The sequence below is a fragment of the Bradyrhizobium sp. genome, assembly GCF_030646015.1.
GTDB lineage: Bacteria > Pseudomonadota > Alphaproteobacteria > Rhizobiales > Xanthobacteraceae > Bradyrhizobium.
The window spans coordinates 21,441-42,456 of record NZ_JAUSLT010000193.1 but is presented as its reverse complement, the minus strand read 5'-3'; the positions used below and the strand labels follow the sequence as shown (position 1 = coordinate 42,456).

General features: G+C 62.8%; 24 protein-coding genes. 8 read left to right on the top strand and 16 right to left on the bottom strand.

Features of this window, described 5'->3' with window-relative positions; all coding sequences use genetic code 11:
- Positions 1-86: 86 nt before the first annotated feature.
- Positions 87-578 (top strand): cupin, encoded by a 492-nt coding sequence (locus Q7T45_RS27425; protein ID WP_304875168.1) that lies wholly within the window; start codon positions 87-89, stop codon positions 576-578.
- Positions 579-735: 157 nt separating this feature from the next.
- The gene (locus Q7T45_RS27420; protein ID WP_304875184.1) at positions 736-1,917 is read left to right on the top strand and encodes an MFS transporter; all 1,182 of its coding nucleotides are present in this window, start codon (positions 736-738) and stop codon (positions 1,915-1,917) included.
- Positions 1,918-1,957: 40 nt separating this feature from the next.
- Here Q7T45_RS27420 and Q7T45_RS27415 read toward each other — a convergent pair whose 3' ends face one another.
- The 13 genes from Q7T45_RS27415 to Q7T45_RS27355 all read right to left on the bottom strand — a co-directional run bounded on the left by Q7T45_RS27415 (position 1,958) and on the right by Q7T45_RS27355 (position 14,458).
- Positions 1,958-2,827, bottom strand: coding sequence for a VCBS repeat-containing protein (locus Q7T45_RS27415; protein ID WP_304875167.1), 870 nt, complete (start codon positions 2,825-2,827; stop codon positions 1,958-1,960).
- A gap of 190 nt (positions 2,828-3,017) precedes the next feature.
- Positions 3,018-3,248, bottom strand: a complete 231-nt coding sequence (locus Q7T45_RS27410) for a DUF2798 domain-containing protein (RefSeq protein ID WP_304875166.1) — start codon at positions 3,246-3,248, stop codon at positions 3,018-3,020.
- A gap of 88 nt (positions 3,249-3,336) precedes the next feature.
- A complete protein-coding gene (ccoS, locus tag Q7T45_RS27405; RefSeq protein WP_304875165.1) occupies positions 3,337-3,528 on the bottom strand; it encodes a cbb3-type cytochrome oxidase assembly protein CcoS in 192 nt (63 codons plus the stop codon).
- Entirely contained in the window at positions 3,528-5,720 is a 2,193-nt protein-coding gene (locus tag Q7T45_RS27400; RefSeq protein ID WP_304875182.1) for a cation-translocating P-type ATPase, read from the bottom strand. Before Q7T45_RS27400 ends, ccoS begins: the two co-directional genes overlap by 1 nt.
- 13 nt (positions 5,721-5,733) lie before the next feature.
- Positions 5,734-6,234 (bottom strand): FixH family protein, encoded by a 501-nt coding sequence (locus Q7T45_RS27395; RefSeq protein ID WP_304875164.1) that lies wholly within the window; start codon positions 6,232-6,234, stop codon positions 5,734-5,736.
- A gap of 17 nt (positions 6,235-6,251) precedes the next feature.
- Entirely contained in the window at positions 6,252-7,712 is a 1,461-nt protein-coding gene (ccoG, locus tag Q7T45_RS27390) for a cytochrome c oxidase accessory protein CcoG (protein WP_304875163.1), read from the bottom strand.
- Positions 7,713-7,814: 102 nt separating this feature from the next.
- Entirely contained in the window at positions 7,815-8,687 is an 873-nt protein-coding gene (gene ccoP / locus Q7T45_RS27385) for a cytochrome-c oxidase, cbb3-type subunit III (protein WP_304875161.1), read from the bottom strand.
- 6 nt (positions 8,688-8,693) lie between these two features.
- Positions 8,694-8,858 carry a cbb3-type cytochrome c oxidase subunit 3 gene (locus tag Q7T45_RS27380; protein ID WP_304875159.1) on the bottom strand — a complete coding sequence of 55 codons (165 nt, stop codon included), beginning with the start codon at positions 8,856-8,858 and terminating at the stop codon, positions 8,694-8,696.
- A 13-nt stretch (positions 8,859-8,871) separates the two neighbouring features.
- The gene (gene ccoO / locus Q7T45_RS27375) at positions 8,872-9,606 is read right to left on the bottom strand and encodes a cytochrome-c oxidase, cbb3-type subunit II (RefSeq protein WP_304875158.1); all 735 of its coding nucleotides are present in this window, start codon (positions 9,604-9,606) and stop codon (positions 8,872-8,874) included.
- An 11-nt stretch (positions 9,607-9,617) separates the two neighbouring features.
- Positions 9,618-11,240: a cytochrome-c oxidase, cbb3-type subunit I gene (gene ccoN, locus Q7T45_RS27370; RefSeq protein ID WP_370691376.1), complete on the bottom strand. Its 1,623-nt coding sequence runs from the start codon at positions 11,238-11,240 to the stop codon at positions 9,618-9,620.
- A 192-nt stretch (positions 11,241-11,432) separates the two neighbouring features.
- On the bottom strand, positions 11,433-12,536 hold the full coding sequence (locus Q7T45_RS27365) for an MlaD family protein (RefSeq protein WP_304875155.1): 1,104 nt from the start codon (positions 12,534-12,536) through the stop codon (positions 11,433-11,435).
- A gap of 3 nt (positions 12,537-12,539) precedes the next feature.
- Complete coding sequence (locus tag Q7T45_RS27360) at positions 12,540-13,319, bottom strand: ABC transporter ATP-binding protein (protein ID WP_304875154.1); 780 nt, start codon at positions 13,317-13,319, stop codon at positions 12,540-12,542.
- A gap of 2 nt (positions 13,320-13,321) precedes the next feature.
- Positions 13,322-14,458: an MlaE family lipid ABC transporter permease subunit gene (locus tag Q7T45_RS27355; RefSeq protein WP_304875153.1), complete on the bottom strand. Its 1,137-nt coding sequence runs from the start codon at positions 14,456-14,458 to the stop codon at positions 13,322-13,324.
- Positions 14,459-14,651: 193 nt separating this feature from the next.
- Between Q7T45_RS27355 and Q7T45_RS27350 the strand changes: the two genes are divergently transcribed.
- The 3 genes from Q7T45_RS27350 to Q7T45_RS27340 are packed head-to-tail and all read left to right on the top strand — an operon-like array spanning position 14,652 to position 15,878.
- Positions 14,652-14,927: a YqjD family protein gene (locus tag Q7T45_RS27350; RefSeq protein WP_304875152.1), complete on the top strand. Its 276-nt coding sequence runs from the start codon at positions 14,652-14,654 to the stop codon at positions 14,925-14,927.
- Position 14,928: 1 nt separating this feature from the next.
- Positions 14,929-15,417: a phage holin family protein gene (locus Q7T45_RS27345; RefSeq protein ID WP_304875150.1), complete on the top strand. Its 489-nt coding sequence runs from the start codon at positions 14,929-14,931 to the stop codon at positions 15,415-15,417.
- Between the two features lie 50 nt (positions 15,418-15,467).
- Positions 15,468-15,878 (top strand): hypothetical protein, encoded by a 411-nt coding sequence (locus tag Q7T45_RS27340; protein WP_304875149.1) that lies wholly within the window; start codon positions 15,468-15,470, stop codon positions 15,876-15,878.
- Positions 15,879-15,999: 121 nt separating this feature from the next.
- Here the strand turns inward: Q7T45_RS27340 and Q7T45_RS27335 are convergent, their stop codons facing one another.
- On the bottom strand, positions 16,000-16,365 hold the full coding sequence (locus tag Q7T45_RS27335; protein ID WP_304875147.1) for a hypothetical protein: 366 nt from the start codon (positions 16,363-16,365) through the stop codon (positions 16,000-16,002).
- Between the two features lie 164 nt (positions 16,366-16,529).
- Between Q7T45_RS27335 and Q7T45_RS27330 the strand changes: the two genes are divergently transcribed.
- On the top strand, positions 16,530-17,258 hold the full coding sequence (locus Q7T45_RS27330; protein ID WP_304875146.1) for a CBS domain-containing protein: 729 nt from the start codon (positions 16,530-16,532) through the stop codon (positions 17,256-17,258).
- 43 nt (positions 17,259-17,301) lie between these two features.
- On the opposite strand, the gene Q7T45_RS27325 is transcribed toward Q7T45_RS27330, so the two are convergent.
- Both Q7T45_RS27325 and Q7T45_RS27320 read right to left on the bottom strand, forming a co-directional pair.
- Positions 17,302-17,733 (bottom strand): HPP family protein, encoded by a 432-nt coding sequence (locus Q7T45_RS27325; RefSeq protein WP_304875145.1) that lies wholly within the window; start codon positions 17,731-17,733, stop codon positions 17,302-17,304.
- Positions 17,734-17,773: 40 nt separating this feature from the next.
- Positions 17,774-18,607 (bottom strand): universal stress protein, encoded by an 834-nt coding sequence (locus Q7T45_RS27320; protein ID WP_304875144.1) that lies wholly within the window; start codon positions 18,605-18,607, stop codon positions 17,774-17,776.
- 182 nt (positions 18,608-18,789) lie between these two features.
- On the opposite strand from Q7T45_RS27320, the gene fixL reads away from it, so the two are divergent.
- Together fixL and fixJ are read left to right on the top strand one after the other, a co-directional pair.
- Positions 18,790-20,310, top strand: coding sequence for a sensor protein FixL (gene fixL, locus Q7T45_RS27315; RefSeq protein WP_304875142.1), 1,521 nt, complete (start codon positions 18,790-18,792; stop codon positions 20,308-20,310).
- A 3-nt stretch (positions 20,311-20,313) separates the two neighbouring features.
- Positions 20,314-20,931, top strand: coding sequence for a response regulator FixJ (gene fixJ, locus Q7T45_RS27310; RefSeq protein ID WP_304875141.1), 618 nt, complete (start codon positions 20,314-20,316; stop codon positions 20,929-20,931).
- Positions 20,932-21,016: the final 85 nt, after the last annotated feature.

Below are 21,016 nucleotides of genomic sequence, written 5' to 3'. Positions count from 1 at the left end.
CATTTCCTTCAACCGATGAATTCACCGATGGTTCGTGCACAGCCGGCCAGTCATCAGGGGCCGCGGCACAACAGAGGAGAGACCAGATGTTCAAACCATCCGTCAAATCGCGCACGCTCTGGCAAGGCCTGGCGCTGGCCAGCATGATCGCCGGATCGGTCGCCACCACATCGGGTGCGCTGGCCGGCGAATGCCCGGCCGACAAGATGAAGGCCAACGCTCGCGAAAAGGTCGACTTCAAGTCGGTCGGCGTCACCGACGTCACGCTGGGTTCGATCGATCTCGAGAAGCAACCCGCACAGATCAAGGGCCGCGAGCTGCGATTTCGCAAACTGACCATCGCACCTGGCGGCGTCGTGCCATGGCACAGCCATGACGATCGGCCCGCGCTGATTTTCGTGCAGCAGGGCGAGATCATCGAATATGCCAGCAACTGCGCCGAGCCGATCCTGCACAAGGCCGGCGAGATCAGGCCGGAAGTGTTCGGCACCTCGCACTGGTGGAAGAACCTCGGCACCGAGACCGTGATTCTCTATGTCGGCGACATCCGCAAGGATCCCGGCGACCACCACATGTAGCCACCGCCACGTAACGAGCGCCCCTCGCCTCGTTGCCGGATGTGACGTGCTGGAGTCCCACGTGTTGCCCCGCACGGCCAGGCGTCACATCCCCTTGTTTCCATCCGAGGAGCACTGCGCCGTGACGGACATCCCTGCTGCCACGCAATCCGACGGCATGGACATGCACAGCCGTTCGCCGGGCATGGTGCTGCGTTCCCTGGTCATCGGCCTCACCGCATTCCTGACCGTGGTCGATCTGTTCGCGACGCAGGCGATCCTTCCCTCGCTGACCAGGCATTACAACGTCACCCCGGCGGCGATGGGCTTTGCCGTCAACGCCAGCACCATGGGAATGGCCATCGCCGGCCTTGTGATCGGCCTGCTCAGCCGGCACATCGACCGGCGGCTCGGCATACTCCTCAGTCTTGCATTTCTCGCAATCCCCACCACCCTGCTGGCCATTGCACCGGATCTCACCGTCTTCACCATCCTGCGGGTGACGCAGGGACTGTGCATGGCATCGGCGTTCGCGCTGACGCTGGCCTATCTCGGCGAGCAATGCAGCGCGATCGATGCCGGCGGCGCGTTCGCCGCCTATATCACCGGCAATGTCGCCAGCAATCTGATCGGCCGGCTGGTGTCGGCCGGTGTCGTCGACACGTTCGGGCTGGCTTCGAACTTCTACTTCTTTGCGGCCCTCAACCTGGCGGGCGCTGTTCTGGTGTATTTCACCATCCAGCGGGTGCAACCGATGCATGCGATGCCGATGGCAGGGTCGCCCTTCGCGGCGATGCTCGCGCACTGGGGCAGCCCGGCGCTGCGCGCGGCCTTCGGCATTGGCTTCTGCATCCTGTTCGCCTTCATCGGCACCTTCACCTACGTCAGTTTCGTGCTGGTGCGGCCGCCGCTGTCGCTGGGGCGGATGGAACTGGGACTTATCTATTTCGTCTTCCTGCCCTCCATCGTCACGACGCTCATGGCGGGGGCTGCAGTCAACCGCTTCGGCACGCGGCCGGCGATCTGGGGAGCGCTGGCGGTAGCTGCTTTGGGTCTGCCGCTGCTGCTGTCATCACATCTCGCCGCCGTTGTCGCCGGCATGGTTCTGGTTGGCGTCGGAACGTTCTTCGCGCAGGCCGCCGCGACCGGCTTTGTCGGACGCGCCGCCCTCGATAACCGCGGCGTCGCCAGCGGGACCTATCTCGCCTGCTATTTCCTCGGCGGTCTCGCGGGCAGCGCGATCCTCGGCCAGTTGTTCGATCGCCTCGGATGGACCGCCTGCGTCGCCGGTGTCGGCGCAGCGCTGCTCACCGCCGGCATGCTAACGACGCGGCTGAGGCTTCCGCCGGAATCCAGCTAAAGCCGCAGCCCGCTCGATCCGGGCACTGCGGTTCGCTCCACTATTCGCGGATGATGACCAGCCGGCCGTCTTCCAGGCCCGCAACCAGACCCGGACGTCCCCCGATACCGGCTGATCCGATATTCGTTGCGAGGCGCGCAGGCAGCGGTATCCGGGCGATATCGCGAACCTTTGGCACGAAGGCGATGAGCCGAAGCGAGCGTCGATCGAGACTTGGCACCGCCAGATCGGGGTGGCCGTCGGCGTCGAAATCCGCCGTCCAGCTCATGCCAAGCGCTTTCGACCCGATGAAGTGATTGGAAGCATCGGGAACCTCGGCGGCCTTCCTCAATTGCCGATCTTGCCAGGACCATAGCTGCAACAGGCCGACGACGTGGGGTTGGCGCACGAAGGCAATATCGGTGGTGCCGTCGCCATCGAAATCGGCGATGCCGGCCGGATTCAGCCACGCATGCGCGTGACCGATCGGCGGCGTCTCCGCAATGATCCTCATGGACTCGGCGTCGATAATCGCCAGCGCCGAACCGCGCTGAAGATACGACTTCACCACCACGATTCGGTCGAGGCCATCCAGGCTAGCGATACGTGGCAACAGGTCCTCGAACACCGCGTCGGCGCCGGCAGTTACGGTGCCGATCCTTCCATCGCTTCGCTCGATGACCAGGCTCCCGGCTTCGATGGCATCGCCGAGAACGCCATGACGATAACGATCGGTCGGATGAGCGAGCCAGGCGCGGGCGATTGCGCCGTCACTGCTTGCGACCCGTCCATCCGAAAGGCCGCCCGGAGGCACGGCGGGAAAGCCAGGCGCTGGCGCGGGGATCAGCATGCCGGTCGCGGGGGCAATCCGGTACCATTTCTGCCTGATCGCGATCCGCGTATCCGTGCCCCGGACCTCGACCGAAGTCACAGGGCCTGACGTCGGCACCGTTTCGGCCCGCCATTCCGCGCGGGCCGGCCCGAGGGCCAGCCACGATATCAGCGCTATCAGGAGCAACCTCATTCCCGTCCAACAATCATGCGCGGCCGGGATTGTCACTGCGCAGCGCGAACACATTTGCGTTGGCCGCGAAAGCCGCGTGCGGACTGATCTCGGACGGTCAGTCTTCCCGCGTCAGGAGATGGGTCAGGCTTCGAATCGCGGGGGCTGCGAACAGCACGATCGGCAACATCATGATCCAGGCCATCAACCAGGATTGCAGCCAGTGCGTAACGAATGCCCCCGCCGCCAGGAACGGGATGCTGGCGATTGCCGCTGCGACCGCGCAGGTCAGACCGGACTGAATGAATCCGAAGACGAAGTGACTGAACCGGCGCGGTATCCGCAACATTTGGACCTCGGGAAAAGGTGGTCACAAATGTCAAGCAAGAGCCGTGCCTGAGCTTCAGGCGAGTGCAAAGCAGGGATCGCAGGACCGGCTACGCCGGCCGCACCGTCGAAGGTTTCGCCTCGACCGCCGGCGCAACCGCCGGTTCGTCGTCGGCGATGGCGCGCAAGGCCGCGCCTTCGAGATCGTCATACTGGCCGCTCTTCAGCGACCAGAGGAATCCGATCAGGCCGACCAGCCCGAGCCCCAGCGCCAGCGGCACCAGAAAGACCAGCACTTCCATCAGGACCTCCTGTCCGCGACGCGGCGGGCGCGCAGCGCGTTGAGCATGACCAGGATGGAGGAGCCCGACATCGCCGCGGCGGCGATCAACGGCGTCACCACCCCGCTGATCGCAACCGGGACCGCCAGAAAATTGTAAACGACCGCGAGCCAGAGGTTTTGACGCATCAGCAGCAGCGCCTTGCGGGAAAAGTCGATCGCCGCCACCACCGGGGCCAGGGGCTTGCCGAGGAAGACCAGGTCGGCGGTCGCCTGGCTCAGATGCGCGGCGGAGATCGGCGACATCGAGACATGCGCCGCCGCCAGCGACGGCGCGTCGTTCAGGCCGTCACCGACCATCATCACCTTGGTCCCCTGGGCCTTCAGTTCCTCGATGCGCGCGATCTTGTCGGCCGGCGTAACGCCCGCCCACCAGTCGCTGACGCCAAGCGCGCGGGCAGCGGCGCGCACCGCGGGCTCGCGGTCGCCCGAGAGAATCTCGACCTTGATGTTGCGCAGCTGCAACGCCGATATCATCGCCTGTGCATCCGGGCGCAGTCCCTGCCGGACGCAGAACACGTAGCTTTTTTCGCCATCGCTGAACGCAACGATGGAGGCTTCCGGATCAAGGTCCTGGCTGTCGCTGGCCAATTGCTCGGCATCGCAGAACGATGGCCGTCCAAGCCGCAATTCTCTTCCGTCCAGAGTGGCGCGCACCCCCTGCCCGGGCTCTTCGACGGCGCCGGCCAGCGGCGCCTTCGCATTCGCTGCGCGCGCCAGCGCGGCGGCGACCGGATGATGACTGGCCAGCGCCAACTGGCCGGCGAGCTTGAACACGTCCTCCGGAATGCCTGAAGCGTTGACAACCTCGAGATCGGGCAGCGTCAGCGTTCCCGTCTTGTCGAAAATGATGTGGTCGACCTCGGCCAGCCGCTCGATCGAATCGCCGGAATTGAGCAGCACGCCGGCCCGAAACATCGCGCCGGACGCCACCGTCTGCACCGTCGGAATGGCGAGCCCAAGCGCACAGGGACAGGTGATGATGAGAACGGCGACGCCGGTGACGATGGCGTCGTGCCAGCTTGCGCCGAACAGGACCCAGCCGAGGATCGTCAGCAGCGCGGTGGCGTGCACCACCGGCGCGTACAGCCGGGAGGCGCGGTCGGCGAGGCGCACGTAACGGGAGCGGGCCTGCAGTGCGTTGTCGAGCAGCCGGGTGATTTCCGCCAGCAGCGTGCCTTCGGACGCCGCGGAGACGCGAACCCGCAACGTGCCCGTCATGTTGAGCGAGCCGGCATAGACCGCGGTGCCCTGCTCGGCCGCGACGTGGCGGGTCTCGCCGGTGATCAGGCTCTGGTCGATCTCGGATCGTCCCTCGATCACGGTGCCGTCGACCGCGCAACGCTCGCCCGGCCGCAGCAGCACGATGTCGCCGGGGTCGATCGCGGCCACCGGCACTTCCGAAATTTCGTCGGGGCCGACGAATTTGGTCGCGGTCTCCGCCTTCAGTGCGGCGAGGTTCCCGGCCACCGCGCGGGTACGCCGTCGCATGCTCTGGTCGAGATAGCGCCCGACCAGCAGGAATGTCAGCAGCATGATCGCCGCGTCGAAATAGGCATGTTCGGCGTGGTTGATGGTTTCCACCACCGACATGCCGAGCGCGAGGATGACACCGATCGAGATCGGCACGTCCATGTTGACATTGCGCGTGCTCAGCGCGTTCCAGGCGGAACGGAAGAACGGCTGGCCGGCATAGGCCGCGGCCGGCAACGCGATCAGCGCCGACAGCCAGTGAAAGAAATCGCGCTGCTCGGGGATCATGTCGCTGACGTTGCCGGACCACACCGGGATCGACAGCATCATCACGTTCATGGTGGCGAACGCCGCGACGCCGAGACAGCGCAGCAGAAAACGCGATTGTTCGGCCTCGACGGCTTCCGCACCCGCGGTTTCGAACGGATAGGCCTTGTATCCGAGCTCGGCTAGCCGGTCGATGAAACGGGCGGGATCGAGCGTACCCTGCTTCCATTCAAGCGCCACGCGGCGGTCGGTCAGATTGACGCGCGCCAGCGTGACGTCGGGTATCGCCGAAAGCCCGCGCTCGATCTTCGACATGCAGCCGGCGCAACTGACGCCCTCGACCGCCAGATCGATATGCGAGAGGCCCGCGCCCGCGTCCTTGACGTAGTGTGAAAAATCCCGTGTCGCCTGCATCACGCTGCCTCTTCTAGTTCAGCACCACGCGGTTCTTCGACAGGAACATCCGCTTTCCCGCCGCGACGCCCTCGATCACCAGGTCCCATTGCCCGGCGGCGATCAGCGGTGCGTTGCCGCGATAGATGCCGATTCCCATCTCCGCCATTTCCACCGGCTGATCGGCGCGTCGATCGGTCGGGCGCTCGAAACGGCCCTGAAACTTCAGGCCCGACATCGGCTTGCCGTCATTGTCCCTGGCCTCGACCCGCAGCGTCGCGCCGCCATTCGGAGCACGTTCGATATGGGCGTCGACCTTCCAGTTTCGCGCGTTCTGGTCATGGGCGGTCACGATCTCCTTTTCGTAAGCGAGGCTCGCGGTATAGGCGCTGTCGACGTCGGTGCCGGGCATTGTCTGGATCGCAAGCCGCATCATGACCATGTTGACCGAGAAGATGACGCCGAAGAAGGCGATCAGCATGGCAAGCACCTTGCCCCCGGTCAGCGGTTTCGGGGAAACGGGCGGTCTGTTCATGCGAGACTCCTGTGCGCTCATGGCGAAACGAAGTTGTCGGTCGCCGACGTAACTTCGCCGAGCCCGATATCGGTGACCCGGAATCGTACCGGTATGGATTTTTCGGGGTTGTTCTCGGCGGGCGCGGTGACCAGAACTCTGAGTTCGGTGGTCTGATCCCGTCCGAGCACGATCATGGGACGGTCCGGCGTCACGGAATCAGCGCCCACGACATGGACCAACGCGTTGACCGGGCCGTCGATGTCGATCGCGATGACCCGGTCGAAGCCGCGCTTGTTCAGGAGGCGAACGGTATAGGCGTTGCGGATCGATCCGTCGCTCAGTTTCACCGCGACCGGATTGCGGTCGTGCAACACGTTGATATCGAGCAGCGACCGCGTCATCAGCGCATACAGCATGATCGCGCCGACAACCGAGATCAGGGCGGAGTAGACGATGGTGCGGGGGCGCACGATGCGGTAGATCGGCGGTTTGCCGGCCTGGCGCCGGTGGATGTTGATATCGTTGTCGTAGCCGATCAGGCGGGTTTCCCGACCGATCTTCGTCATCACGGTATCGCAGGCATCGATGCAGAGGCCGCACTGGATACAGTCGAGCTGTGAACCGTCGCGGATATCGATGCCGGTCGGGCAGACCGCGACGCACTGGTAGCAGTCGATGCAATCACCGGCGACTTCGCCCACCGCCCGCAATTCGTTCGCCTTCTTCAGCGACGTGCGCTTCTCGCCGCGATCGTATTTGTAGGTGACGTTGAGCGCCCATTCGTCGGTCAGCGCGGCCTGGATCCGCGGCCACGGGCACATGTAGACGCAGACCTGCTCGCGCATGAAGCCGGCCAGCACATAGGTGGTGGCGGTCAGGATCGCGATCCAGATATAGGCCAGCATCGGCGCCTCGAAGGTGACGAGCTGCTTCACCAGCGTCGGCGCATCGTTGAAATAGAGAACCCAGGCGCCGCCGGTCCACCAGGCGATCATCAGCCAGATCGAGTGCTTCAGCGTGATCTCGGCGAAGCGCTGCATCTTCATGGTGCCGCGCGCAGCGTCCTTGCGCATGCGCTCGCGGCGATCGCCCTCGACCAGGCGCTCGACGGCGTAGAACAGATCCGTCCACACGGTTTGCGGGCAGAGGTAGCCGCACCAGATGCGGCCGCCCACCGAATTCATCAGGAACAGGGTCAGGGCGGCGACGATCAACAGCCCGGTAAAATAGTAGACTTCCTGCGGCCACAGCTCGATGAAGAAGAAGTAGAAGCGGCTGTTGGGCAGATCGACCAGCACCGCCTGGTCCGGGGCTCCCAGACCGCGGTTCCAGCGCACGAACGGCAGCAGATAATAGACCCCGAGGCAGAATGCCATCAGGCCCCATTTGATGCGGCGGAAGGTGCCCTTGACGCTCTGCGGATAGACCTTCTTCTGGGCCACATACAGCGGCCCATCGTCGTCGACCTGCAGCTCGATCGGTGCGGTTTTAGCCATCGGAGGGATTGATCTCGCGTTCACCATTCGAGCCTAGACTCAACCACGAAGGCGTAGTTGATCCACCTCAAACAAGCGCCAAGCTTCCTCGTCTGACCCCGGTTACTTGCCTCCGCCGAGCGAGTGGACATAGACCGCCAGCGCCTTGACGGTGGAGGGGTCGAGACGCTCCACCCAGGCTGGCATGACGCCGGCCCGGCCGTTGGTAATGGTCTCGATCAGCACGGCTTCGTCGGAACCATACAGCCAGATCTTGTCGGTAAGGTCGGGCGCGCCGAGTTCCTGATTGCCCTTGCCGGCGTCGCCGTGACAGGACGCGCAGTTTTCGGCGAAGATCTTGCCGCCTTCGGCCGCGTTGTATCCCTTGGCGGTGGCCAGGCCCGACAGCGATCGGACGTAATTGGCGGCGGTGACGATCTGATCCTTCTTCAGCACGCCTTCCTTGCCGAAGGCGAGCATGGCGCTTTCGTGGCCTTTCGCATGCCCCGAACGCACCCCGAACTGGATCGTCTGCAGGATCTGGTCGAGCGAGCCACCCCACAGCCATTCGTCATCGTTCAGGTTGGGATAGCCCTTGGCGCCGGCGCCGCCGCTGCCGTGGCAGGGTGCGCAATTGTCGCCGAACACGGTCTTGCCGCGGGCGCGCGCCAGCGCCAGCAGGGCCGGATCCTTCTCGATTTCCGCCAGTGGTGCCGCTCCGAGCTTCACCATCTTGTCGCCGCGTATCTTGTCCAGGTTGGCGAGCTCGACGGCGACGTCGGCACGGCTCGAATACCCGAACAGGCCCGTCGTGTGGTTCGTCAGCAGCGGCCATGCCGGATATACCAGCCAGTATCCGAACGCCCAGACGATGGTGATATAGAACGTGATCACCCACCAGCGCGGCAGCGGCGTGTTCAGTTCCTTGATGCCATCCCACTGATGGCCCGTGGTCGACGTGCCGGTGACCTGGTCGATATCGTTGTGTTCAGCCATGATTCTTCATTCCTCCCGCAACGGGATTCTAGCCGCCTCGTCGAAGGTCGCCTTGTTGCGAGGCCAAAGCGCGTAAATCACGATCGCGACGAATATTCCGACAAAGATCGGCGTCCAGAAGCTCGTGACGAACTCCGAAGTGATATTCTGGACCGTTAGGATTGCTTTCATCGTATGGGCCTTCTCAGCGGAGATTTGCCTTTTCGTTGTAGAGCTTGAAGTCGACCAGCGTGCCGAGCATCTGCAGGTACGCGACCAGCGCATCCATCTCGGTCGGCAAGCCGGCCTTGCCGTCGAAGTTACGCGCCACCGCCTTCGGATAGCGTTTCGTAAAGGCGTCCACTCCGGGATTGTCGGGATCGGCCTGCGCCTTCAGATCGGCAACCGCGTTGGCGATCTGGTCGTCCGAATAGGGGACGCCGACGGTACGGCTGGTCCGCAGATGACCTTCCATGCCGGCGATATCGACCTCGGTCTCGGCCAGGAACGGATACCCGGGCATCACCGATTGCGGAACGATGGCGCGCGGATTGGTCAGATGCGTGACATGCCATTCGTCGGAATATTTGGCGCCGACCCGCGCCAGATCCGGCCCGGTTCGCTTCGATCCCCACTGGAACGGATGGTCGTACATGCTTTCGGCCGCCAGCGAGAAATGACCGTAGCGCTCGACCTCGTCGCGCAACGGCCGGATCATCTGCGAGTGGCAGAGATAGCAGCCCTCGCGGACGTAGATGTTGCGGCCGGTCAGCTCCAGCGGCGTGTATGGCCTGATGCCGTCGACCTTCTCGATCGTGCTCTTCAGGTAGAACAGCGGGGTGATCTCGACCAGGCCGCCGATGGCGACGACCGCGAGAATGCCCACGATCAGGATGATCGAGTTCTTTTCGAAAATTTGATGCCGCGTCCAGAAAGACATTTTATCGTTCCTCATTCCGCCGGCTGAAGGGCGGCCGGCGCCTGCACTTCCGCCTCGCCGGCGCGCACCGTCATCCAGAGATTGTAGGCCATGATCAGCGAGCCAATCAGGAACAGTCCTCCTCCGGCGGCGCGGATGATGTAGAAGGGATGCATCGCCTCGACGGTTTCAATGAACGAATATTCGAGGAAGCCGAGCGAGGTGTAAGCGCGCCACATCAGGCCCTGCAGGATCCCGGACACCCACATCGCGGAGATGTAGAGGACGATACCGATGGTCGCGATCCAGAAATGCCAGTTGACGAGCTTGAGGCTGTAGAGTCCCTTGCGGTCCCACAACCAGGGAACCAGGCAATAGAGCGCGCCGAACGAGACGAACCCGACCCAGCCCAGCGCACCGGCATGGACGTGACCGATGGTCCAGTCGGTGTAGTGGCTGAGCGAATTCACCACCTTGATCGACATCAGCGGACCTTCGAAGGTCGACATGCCGTAGAAGGCGACGGACACCACGAGCATGCGCAGCACGGGATCGGTGCGAAGCTTGTCCCAGGCGCCCGACAACGTCATCAGGCCGTTGATCATGCCACCCCATGACGGCATCCACAGCATGATCGAGAAGGTCATACCCAGCGTCTGCGCCCAATCCGGCAATGCCGTGTAGTGCAGGTGATGCGGGCCAGCCCAGATATAGAGGAAGATCAGCGCCCAGAAATGGATGATCGACAGCCGGTAGGAATAGATCGGCCGCTCGGCGCGCTTCGGGATGAAGTAGTACATGATGGCGAGGAAGCCGGCAGTCAGGAAGAAGCCGACCGCGTTGTGTCCGTACCACCACTGGAACATGGCATCCTGCACGCCGCCCCAGGCGATGTAGGACTTGGAGCCGAACACCGACACCGGCAAAGCGGGGTTATTGCCGAGATGCAGGACGGCGATGGTGACGATGAAGGCCAGATAGAACCAGTTGGCGACGAAGATATGCGGTTCCTTGCGCTTCACCAGCGTCATCAGGAACACCAGCAGGTACACCACCCACACGATGGTCAGCCAGTGATCCGCATACCATTCCGGCTCGGCATATTCCTTCGACTGGGTGACGCCGAGCAGATAGCCGGTGCCCGCGATCAGGATGAAGAAATTATAGCCGAGCACGACAAACCACGGCGCAAGATCGCCGGCGAGACGGGCCCGGCAGGTCTTCTGCACCACATAGAACGAGGTTGCGATCAGCACATTGCCGCCGAACGCGAAGATCACGGCCGACGTATGCAGCGGCCGCAACCGGCCGAAGCTGATCCACGGCAGGTCGAAATTGAGCGCCGGCCATGCCAGCTGGCAGGCGATGATCAACCCGACAAGAAACCCGGCAATGCCCCAGAACACCGATGCGACGGCGGCGAACTTGATCGGGGCCATATTGTAGTTGGGCCGGCCGTTGATTTCCTGCGGCGGCAGTGCCGCCGGCCGGTCGTAATACCGGTTCAAAATGGCAAAAACCGCCGCCAGACTGGCAGCGGCGCCCAATGAGGCATGGAATGCGAAGGGCGCATCGAGCGCTTTCGCCGCAGCTATCATGCAGAGAAAGGCAGCAGCCGCGAACACCAGCGTCAAGCCACTTTCACCTGTCGTCATCGTCTTCGCGTTGGGGGCTTGGCTCATGTGGAATCTCTCGTGAGGATACGGGAACCAAAAATCACAATCCCGCCGGAACCGATTTGATCGAGATCAATTTTTGTGGTTGCGGGCCGAATTCGATCGCGGGAATACCCGGAAACGATGGCCGGCCACCAGCCGCAGCGCCGCCGCGATGCCGTTTTCGCCGCGTTACAGCGCCGCCACGGTCCAGGCGATCATTTCCTTCGCCATTCGACCGAACGCGTCGCTGAAGGCGGCCACGGCTGCCGGCGGCTCGAGTTTGTCGAACTTCTGACTTCCTTCAAACAGGCGCGAGGCAATGACTTTTCCGCCCTTGTCGACGATTCGTACCGACAACCCGATCTCCGCCGCGGGCCCTGCGTCCACCGCAATCCGGAAGTGCCTGACGTCGATCAGGAGCTGGTGGTCGGCCTGTCCGATATCCGACGCGTGCAACGGAGCGTGCGCGATATCGTAATTCTCAAAGCTCTCGATCAATCGGGCCTGCAGCAGCTTCGGAATGCTGTCGGCCCAGAGAAAGTCCGCAAATCCCGGATAGTCCTTTGCCGGCAAGAACAGCATGCGCTGCGTCGCCAGCATGGCAACCGCCGTGGGCTCCGGGATCGCCAATTGGCCCGTGAGGGTCTTGCCTGCCGGCCCGAGATTCTGCGGCGCCCGCAAATCATAGGTGATCTTCTGCGCAGGCGTGCCGCCACCGGTGAGCTTTTCCAGGCCGACGATGATGCTGTCGAGTTTACCGGTATTACGCGCGAGCCCGTCCGTGAAGGTTTCCAGATTGGCGATGGTCTTTTTGAGCGGCTCGGAATTTTCAGTCAGGACCGAATCGACCTTGCGCAATGCGTCGCGGGCGGCCTGGGTCATGCTCTGGCCCGCGCCGGATTCGGCAATCAGGGTCGGCACCGCACCGGTATTCGCCAGCAGCACGCCGCCTTCCAGTGCAATGACGGGAACGCCGGTCAGGCCCTGGAATTCCAGACCGACCTTGGTGTCGGAACGCACCGGCGTCGTCGCGGCCACCGAGATCGTGGCATTGACGCGGCGCGGATTATCCGGCGCAAGGCCAAGCTCCGTCACTTCGCCGACGCGGATGCCATTGAACAGCACGCCGGCGCCGACCAGCAGACCCGGCACCGAGCCGTCAAACTGGACGTGATAGGTCGTGCGCGGACCGAGCCCGCCGGAATTGTGGAGCCAATAGACGAAGCCGAAAACGGCGATGATAGCCGCCAGCACGAAGGCGCCGACAACGGCGAAGGGAGCGCGGGTTTCCATCGCTTAACTCGCTTTGGGTTGCAGCATCTGGGAGCGTTTGCCGTGAAAATAGGCACGTACCCAGGGATGCTCGGATTGAAGCAGCTCGCGCATCGGTCCGATGGCGACGATCTTGCCGTCCGCCAGCGCTGCCACGCGATCGCAGACGGTATTGAGGCTGGCGAGATCATGGGTGACCATGAACACGGTCAGCCCCAGGGTTTTCTGCAATGTCTTGATCAGGGCGTCGAAATCGCCCGCCGCAATCGGGTCGAGACCGGACGTCGGCTCGTCGAGAAACACAATCGCGGGATCCAGCGCAAGCGCCCGGGCCAGCGCCACGCGTTTGGTCATTCCGCCGGACAATTCAGCAGGAAATTTGTCGCCATCCTCCGGCGTCAGCCCGACCATTTCGAGCTTGGCGGTGGCGATCTCGTCCATCAGCGCCTGCGACAGCACCAGATTTTCGCGCAGCGGAAACTGGATATTCTGCCGCACCGTGAGCGAGGAGAACAGCGCGCCCTGCTGAAACAGGATTCCCCATCTCCCGGCGGCAGCCTGGGTGGTCCGGTCGTTGGCGCCGCTGATCATCGAGCCCATCACCTCGATCTCTCCACTCCGCCGCGGAATGAGGCCGATGATGGTTCGCATCAGCACCGACTTGCCGCCGCCGGAGGCTCCGACCAGACCGAGGATCTCGCCTCTGCGGACATCCAGCGACAGATGATCGATGACCACCGTCTTGCCGAATCCGACCACAAGGTCGTGAACCCGAATCGCGAACTGCGGCGCAACTTCCTGCATCGCTACATTCCGATCGATGCGAAGAACACTGCAAACAGCCCGTCGAGCACGATCACCAGAAATATCGACTTCACCACCGAAGTCGTGGTCTGCTTTCCAAGCGACTCCGCGCTACCCTTCACCCGCAGGCCTTCGCTGCAGGCGACGATGCCGATCACCAGTGCCATGAACGGCGCCTTGAGAATGCCGACCTGGAAGTGCGTGACGGATACGGCCTCATGCAATCGCGCAATGTAAATCGGCGGCCCCATGCCGCCATAAAACTGTGCCACCAGGCCGCCGCCATAAAGCGCCGCCATCGCCCCGATGAAACTGAGGATCGGCAGCGCCAGGACCAGTGCGATGATGCGCGGCAGGATCAGCACTTCGACCGGATCGAGGCCCATGGTCGACAGGGCATCGATCTCCTCGCGCATTTTCATCGAACCAAGCTCGGCGGTGTAAGCGCTGCCGGAGCGGCCGGCGACCATGATGGCGACGATCAGCACGCCGAGCTCTCGCAGCACCAGAATGCCGACCATGTCCACGACATAGGACTCGGCGCCGAACTTGCGAAAATGAAAGAAACCCTGCTGCGCAATGATGGCGCCGATCAGGAAGGTGATCAGCACGACAATCGGGATCGCCTGCCAGCCGACCCGATAGAGCTGATAGACCAGCGACGTCAGCCGCAGCGATCGAGGACGGCGCAGCACGCCGACGAGGGCCATGAAGAGCGAGCCCAGCATCTGCAGGAACACGTTCACGTCGTCCATCGCACTGACGGCAGAGCGGCCGATATCTCTCAGCTTGGCCACCCCGGGATTCAGCGTCGGCGGCGGCACCGGATTGCGACGATTGACCTGACGAACCTCCTCGATCAATCCGGTGTAATTGTCGCCAACGCCGACCAGCTCAACCGGATGGCCGGCCGACGATGCCCGCCGTGACATCTTCTCCAGCAGCCAGGCCCCGAGCGTGTCGAGTTCGCGCAGGCCGGCCAGGTCCAGCTTGATTGCATTCGACCGATCAAGCTGCGGCGCAACACCCTCGGACATCGCCTCCAGCTTCGTCACATTGGCTGCGGTCCAGGATCCGGCAGGACGCAATTCGAGCACATCGCCCGACGGCGTGACGGTCAATTCGGGTGCAGTCGCCAAGATCCATGTCCTTTGAAAATACGCAGCATTTCTAAACGCTCACACTGCCAATCAAATTGACCTGCCTCAAGACCGAATTTCCTCCGGTGCGGTGCTTGACGCAAATCAACAGCACCGCTCCTGCCCGGAATAGGATGTAGTTCGACTATGTCGGCGAGAATCTGGTTGGATTGTGTCAGCGAGGACGAGATCGATGTTCGATACAAGTGCACTCAGGGAAGAGCTGCATACACTTAAAGCCGACGTGTCTCGGCTGTTCGATACGGCAGGCGAAGGAATTCGGGACACCTCCAGGACCCACGCCGAGGCACTTGCCGATCAGATCAAGGCCGCGCTGAACGAACTTGGCGAGACCCTGAGCGAGCAGGAGGACGAGGTCGCGCATTTCGTTTCGGATCGGCCGATTACATCACTCGCCTCGGCATTCGCCCTCGGCGTCGTTGTCGGCTTCATGCTGAGGAGGCACTAAGGTGAACATCGAGAGCATCCTGACCAACCTGCGCGTGCTTTGGCGCACGGACCGAATCATTGCCGATATCCGGATGCGCCATCTGCTCGTCGGCCTCGCGCTCAGGGCTCTCGCTGCCTTGATTGCGGGTTTCGGCTTGCTGATGCTGGAACTGGCGGCCTATTTCGCGCTGGTCCAGGTCTGGAGCGCCATATCCGCCGCGGCCGCTCTCGGCGCCGTCAACCTTGCGATCGCCGCAATGTTGTTCATTCTTGCTTCGAGGCCGCCGGCGGGCCGCGAGCTGGAGCTCGCCACTCAAATTCATGATACCTCGGTCGAGGCGTTGCAGGTCGAGGCCCGGGCGCTGCAGTCGCAGCTGAGCGGCATGATCCATCACCCGTTGAACGGGGTGCTGCCTTCGCTGATCGTGCCGCTGATCACCGTCATCATCCGGAGTCTGAAGGCGCGGGCGGCGCCATCGGCCCCCACGGCCGCGGCCCCGCCGAAGTAATCGCGGGCGGTCGCAAGGATTCAAATCTATCAACAGGGAGTTTTTCTGATATGCAAGACGCTCATCCAAAACCCATCCTGAATGCATCGCTTCCGGCGCAGTTTCGGCAGATCCGCCTCGAACTCGCTCGCGAACCCGGTCATCCCGAGGGCGATGCGGCGGTGGCTTATGTCCTCATCGCGCCACTTGACGCTGAGGGCCGCATCGATCCAGCCCTCTGGCGGGAACACCGTGAAGCATGCCGGGTGGCGCGGCTACGGCCGGACAGCGACCCCCGGTCGGGCCAGCTGGTCCATCGTCAAGGCGGCGGCTGGGCATTCCACTACCCTGCTGCAGCCAATATGCCGGACGAGACAGGCTTTCACTTCGCCGATGAATGCTTCGTGGCCGGTGAATACGTCTCGATCAACGAGGCCGGCAAGATGCATACCTATCGCATCGTCTCGGTATCGCACCTCTAGCATATCACGCGGCCATCGCGGCCGCGTCCCGACCGAGCCCGAAATTGTTCGGATCAATCCCGACACCGGGGGCGCGCCCAGCGCCCCCAAGCGGTCTCAATGGCAGGATTCCCGGCCAGTTTCAGTACTGCGGTCGACTGCCGAACAGCTTCGTGGCCGTTTCGATCATCTGCTCGCCGTGCCTGAGGAGCCGGTCGGTATCGCGGCGCACATAATCGAGCTGATGGCGGCTGCATTCCGCCCACATCTTCTTGTAGTCACCGACGCTGTGGGCGCTGGCGATCTTTGAAGACAATTCAGCAAACAGGTGCATCTCGGTCCGAGCATGGTCGAACATCTCATTGCCGGCGAACACCATTTCCTGAAGCAACGCCGTCTGCACGCCCATCATCAGCTGGAGAGCATCCCTACTGGCGTCGGAAAATCGTGCAGCTTCGTCAACCGATGGCTGGCCGATCCCGGTATCGCGTACGGCGACTTCTGTCATGGACTTGCTCCTTGTTATCTCACATTACAGAATTTAGATCACGCACCCGGGCGACGGCTTGCGTTGCATCAATGTGGGAAGCCAGCCGCTATTTAATGTTGATCAAGTTTTTCGTTCCTCTATATCGTATGTTTTCCCGGCGAACTGCAGCTTCGGAGGCCGTCATGCGCGCCCATCAGATCATGACCCGACCCGTTATCACCGTCACGCCGGAGACCACGATCGTCGAGGCCGCCACCACCATGCTGCAGCGGCACATCAGCGGGCTACCGGTGGTGGACGCGGCCGGGAAGCTCGTCGGCATCGTCTCGGAAGGCGATTTCATCCGCCGCAGCGAGCTCGGTACGCAACGCAAACGCGGCCGTTTCCTGGCTTTCATTCTCGGTCCGGGCCAGACTGCGACCGATTTCGTTCACGAGCACGGCCGCAAGGTGGCCGAGGTCATGACGCCAAAGCCGTTCACCATCACGGAGGATACTCGGCTCGAGGAAATCGTCGCGTTGATGGAGAAGAATCACGTCAAGCGCCTGCCGGTGGTGCGCGGGGACAGTGTGGTCGGCATCGTATCGCGCGCCAACCTGTTGCAGGCGGTGGCGAGTCTTGCCCGCGAGATCGCGGATCCCACTGCCGATGATGATCACATCCGCAATCGCATCATCGATGCGCTTCACAAGAACGAGTGGTGCCCGCAGGGCCTCAACATCGTCGTCCGCGACGGCATCGTCCATCTCGGCGGCATCATTACCGACGAAAGGTCCCGGCAGGCCTCGATCGTCGCCGCGGAGAACGTCACCGGCGTGAACAAGGTCCACGACCATCTGTGCTGGGTCGACCCGATGTCCGGCCTCTATTTTATCGCTCCGGAAGACGACGATCTGGCCAAGGCGGGTTGAGCCCGATTCCCGATGCTCCACGACCGCGATTGCCCTGCGGGCTCTAGCCGCTGCCGCGGGCACATTCCTCCAGCGCCCTGAGGATATCCCCGCGGGCGATCATGCCCTCCAGCCGGTGGCCGATGTCGATCACCGGAACGCTGCGGAAACGATGCTCGACCATCAGCTGCAGCACCCGCGTCAGTTTGGTGTCGGAGCGAACGTAGATGAACTCCGAAGTCATGATGTCGGCGACGGTACGCTTCATCAGGTCGTCATAGCGCGGCACCATCTGGTTGGGCGTAAAGGCAAAACACTTCAGGAAGTCGAACTTGGTGACGAGGCCGACCATCTGTCCGTCGTCCTCGACCGGATAGGCGTTGAAATCGTCACGCTCGAACATCGGGCCCAGTTCGCGCATCGTGAGCCCGCGCGTCACCGTCCTGACGCTACGTGTCATGTGGCCGGCGACGGTTTGCTCGAGAAATTGATACAAGGCGCGATTCCGATCGGTTCCGGTGGTTGTGGTAACGCTTTTAATGCGACAGCAACACGCAACGCGCGGTCTGGGTGATGAGATGCTGGGTCATGCCGCCGAGAATCAGCTCGCGGAACCGCGAATGGCCATAGGCCCCCGCGACAATGACGCCGGCGCCGACGTCGGCGGCAATGCCGTCGAGCTGAGCCGCGGCGTTGCGGCCGCCGCTTTTCTCGGGTGCCAGCTCGCGGGCGACGATACCGTGGCGCGACAGCCAGGCCACGACATCGCGAACCCGCGAAAGCGCCGCCGGCCGGCCCTCGTCGCCTTCCACGATTTCCGCGACGGTAACGTCCTTGGCCTTGCGCAGCAGCGGCAGGGAATCGACGATCGCCCGCCTCGCCTCGGCAGTATCCTTCCACGCCACCAGCATACTGCGCAGGTCGAGCCAGGTGACGGTGTCGGGGACAACGAGCAGCGGCCGGCCGGCCTGCATCACCAGATCTTTCGGGCTGGCCCCCACAAAGGGATCCGAAAATGCATCGCTATGCCCGCCGCTGACGATAATGTCGGCGCAACGCGCCTGCTGCAGCAGGTACCGGGCCGGAAAGTCGATGGCGCTGCGCCATTCGATTGACTTGGCTCGCTTCCTTGTCGCTCCGAGGAATTGGCCCTCAAGCTCCGCCATGCGGCTTTTCAGCGCCGCCTGGCCCTGGTCGATCAGATTCTGGGCCTGCTCTCCCGAAGTGAAGTAAAGCGGCGGGCTGAATTGCGACGCCGCGATCCCGACGACGGCTGCGTCAAAACGTTCCGCGATCTGGCAGGCGGCTTCGAGACGAGCCTCGTTCGGCTGGTCCACCGCCAAATTGACCATGACGGTCGCGTAACTCATTCAATCTCTCCGCTGCCACGAAATGCCGCCCTTTTTAGACCATGGACCGAAGCGCGAAATGAGATAGATCAAAGTCCGGCAATGGCCGGGCGACCTGGGGCTCGCGGGATTTGGCAAGACACCCGGAAAAATATACGGTGGGTCGCGCTGGCAGAGCCGGAATGGAAGGCGAAGACTTAGACGTGACCGGTAAAACCCAATCGCCATCGGATGATCCGGCCCGCAATGAGCATTTCCGGCTCAAAATCGAAGGATTCGGCGTCGGAACCTGGGATCTGAACCTTGCCACCCGGGAGCTGGATTGGTCCGAAACGACGCGAAATCTCTTCGGAATCCCGCGGGACGCGGCTGTCAGCTACGATCTGTATCTTTCGCTGCTGGAACCGCGCGATCGTGAGCGCACCGAACGGGAGATCGCGCGGGTTACCGCGTTCGGCGGCAATTTCGACGTTTCCTTCAGGGTCGGTGCGGGCTCTGGAGCCGGTCAATGGATCCGCCAACGTGGCAGCCTGGTCAAGGACGAGGCCGGGATCGCCCGCCATGTCGGCGGCATTGCTTTCGATATCAACGCGGAAAAGGAACTCGAGGAGACGCTGAGAACCCGGGAAAACCACCTCCGCTCCATCCTCGACACGGTGCCGGATGCCATGATCGTCATCGACGGACATGGCATCATGCAATTCTTCTCTAGCGCCGCCGAGCGGCAGTTCGGCTATCCCGAACAGGACGCCATTGGTCAGAACGTCAGCATGCTGATGCCCGAACCGGACCGGACCCGCCACGACGGCTATCTCGCACGCTACCAATCCACCGGCGAGCGGCACATCATCGGCATCGGCCGGATCGTGACCGGCAAGCGCCGGGATGGAACGACCTTTCCGATGCACCTGTCGATCGGCGAAATGCAGTCCGGCGGCGAGCCCTACTTCACCGGTTTCGTGCGCGACCTCACCGAGCACCAGCAAACCCAGGCGCGGCTGCAGGAACTGCAGTCCGAGCTGGTCCATGTTTCCAGGCTGAGCGCGATGGGAGAGATGGCGTCGGCGCTGGCGCATGAGCTCAATCAGCCGCTCGCCGCCATCAGCAATTACATGAAGGGCTCGCGCCGGCTGCTGGCCGGCAGCGCCGATCCCAATACGCCGAAAATCGAAAGCGCGATGGACCGCGCCGCCGAGCAGGCGCTGCGCGCCGGCCAGATCATCCGGCGTCTGCGCGACTTCGTCTCGCGCGGCGAATCCGAAAAGCGCGTCGAAAGTCTCTCCAAGCTGATTGAAGAGGCCGGTGCGCTCGGCCTCGCCGGCGCCCGCGAGCAGAACGTCCAGCTTCGTTTCAATCTCGACCCGGAGTTCGACCTGGTACTGGCGGACCGGGTCCAGATTCAGCAGGTGCTGGTCAATCTGTTTCGCAATGCGCTGGAAGCGATGGAGCAATCGCAGCGGCGGGAGCTGATCGTCAGGAATGGCGGGGTGGCGGACGACATGGTCGAAATCGAGGTGTCCGATACCGGCTCGGGATTCCGCGAGGACGTCAAGCCCAATTTGTTCCAGACCTTCTTCACGACCAAGGAAACCGGCATGGGAGTGGGACTCTCCATCAGCCGCTCGATCATCGAGGCCCATGGCGGCCGGATGTGGGCCGAAAGCAACGCCGCTGACGGCGCGACGTTTCGTTTCACGCTGCCCGCAGCAGCCAATGAGAGCTGAGTGATGTCGAACAAGGGAAAGGTCTACGTTATCGACGACGACGAGGCGATGCGGGATTCGCTGAACTTCCTGCTGGAATCCGCCAACTTCAACGTCACGTTGTTCGAAACCGCCCAGCATTTTCTCGATGTGCTGCCCGATCTCGAATTTGGCTGCGTCGTCTCCGACGTGCGCATGCCGGGTATTGATGGAATCGAGCTTCTGAAGCGCATGAAAGCGGGCCACAGTGCGTTTCCGATTCTGATCATGACCGGCCATGGCGATGTCCCGCTCGCCGTCGAGGCGATGAAGCTCGGCGCGGTCGATTTTCTGGAAAAACCGTTCGAGGACGACCGGCTGATCGGCATGATCGATGCGGCGATCCAGCAGGCGGAACCGGCCGCCAGGAGCGAGGTGGTCATCCAGGAGATCGCGGCGCGGGTGGCAACGCTCAGCCCGCGCGAGCGCCAGGTCATGGACGGCCTGATCGCCGGGCTTTCCAACAAGCTGATTGCCCGCGACTACGACATCAGTCCCCGCACCATCGAGGTCTACCGGGCCAACGTCATGACCAAGATGCAGGCCAACAGCCTGTCGGAACTGGTGCGGCTGGCGATGCGGGCCGGCCTGCTGAACGATTGAGCTAAATCAAACCACGGCGCCCGCAACGGGTGTTAGCTGGCACCATGAATCAAGCAACTCATTACTCGGTGGGTGGGGATCTCAT

Bases quoted from the DNA above. Each gene is read 5' to 3' on its own strand.
- ccoN (WP_370691376.1), bottom strand. From the start codon at position 11,240: ATGACGACAGGTGAAAGTGGCTTGACGCTGGTGTTCGCGGCTGCTGCC.
- Q7T45_RS27340 (WP_304875149.1), top strand. From the start codon at position 15,468: ATGCAAGACGCTCATCCAAAACCCATCCTGAATGCATCGCTTCCGGCG.
- ccoG (WP_304875163.1), bottom strand. From the start codon at position 7,712: ATGGCTAAAACCGCACCGATCGAGCTGCAGGTCGACGACGATGGGCCG.
- Q7T45_RS27380 (WP_304875159.1), bottom strand. From the start codon at position 8,858: ATGAAAGCAATCCTAACGGTCCAGAATATCACTTCGGAGTTCGTCACG.
- Q7T45_RS27350 (WP_304875152.1), top strand. From the start codon at position 14,652: ATGTTCGATACAAGTGCACTCAGGGAAGAGCTGCATACACTTAAAGCC.
- ccoO (WP_304875158.1), bottom strand. From the start codon at position 9,606: ATGTCTTTCTGGACGCGGCATCAAATTTTCGAAAAGAACTCGATCATC.
- ccoS (WP_304875165.1), bottom strand. From the start codon at position 3,528: ATGGAAGTGCTGGTCTTTCTGGTGCCGCTGGCGCTGGGGCTCGGGCTG.
- Q7T45_RS27335 (WP_304875147.1), bottom strand. From the start codon at position 16,365: ATGACAGAAGTCGCCGTACGCGATACCGGGATCGGCCAGCCATCGGTT.
- Q7T45_RS27400 (WP_304875182.1), bottom strand. From the start codon at position 5,720: ATGCAGGCGACACGGGATTTTTCACACTACGTCAAGGACGCGGGCGCG.
- Q7T45_RS27330 (WP_304875146.1), top strand. From the start codon at position 16,530: ATGCGCGCCCATCAGATCATGACCCGACCCGTTATCACCGTCACGCCG.
- fixJ (WP_304875141.1), top strand. From the start codon at position 20,314: ATGTCGAACAAGGGAAAGGTCTACGTTATCGACGACGACGAGGCGATG.
- Q7T45_RS27360 (WP_304875154.1), bottom strand. From the start codon at position 13,319: ATGCAGGAAGTTGCGCCGCAGTTCGCGATTCGGGTTCACGACCTTGTG.
- ccoP (WP_304875161.1), bottom strand. From the start codon at position 8,687: ATGGCTGAACACAACGATATCGACCAGGTCACCGGCACGTCGACCACG.
- Q7T45_RS27320 (WP_304875144.1), bottom strand. From the start codon at position 18,607: ATGAGTTACGCGACCGTCATGGTCAATTTGGCGGTGGACCAGCCGAAC.
- Q7T45_RS27395 (WP_304875164.1), bottom strand. From the start codon at position 6,234: ATGAACAGACCGCCCGTTTCCCCGAAACCGCTGACCGGGGGCAAGGTG.
- Q7T45_RS27420 (WP_304875184.1), top strand. From the start codon at position 736: ATGGACATGCACAGCCGTTCGCCGGGCATGGTGCTGCGTTCCCTGGTC.
- Q7T45_RS27365 (WP_304875155.1), bottom strand. From the start codon at position 12,536: ATGGAAACCCGCGCTCCCTTCGCCGTTGTCGGCGCCTTCGTGCTGGCG.
- Q7T45_RS27410 (WP_304875166.1), bottom strand. From the start codon at position 3,248: ATGTTGCGGATACCGCGCCGGTTCAGTCACTTCGTCTTCGGATTCATT.
- Q7T45_RS27425 (WP_304875168.1), top strand. From the start codon at position 87: ATGTTCAAACCATCCGTCAAATCGCGCACGCTCTGGCAAGGCCTGGCG.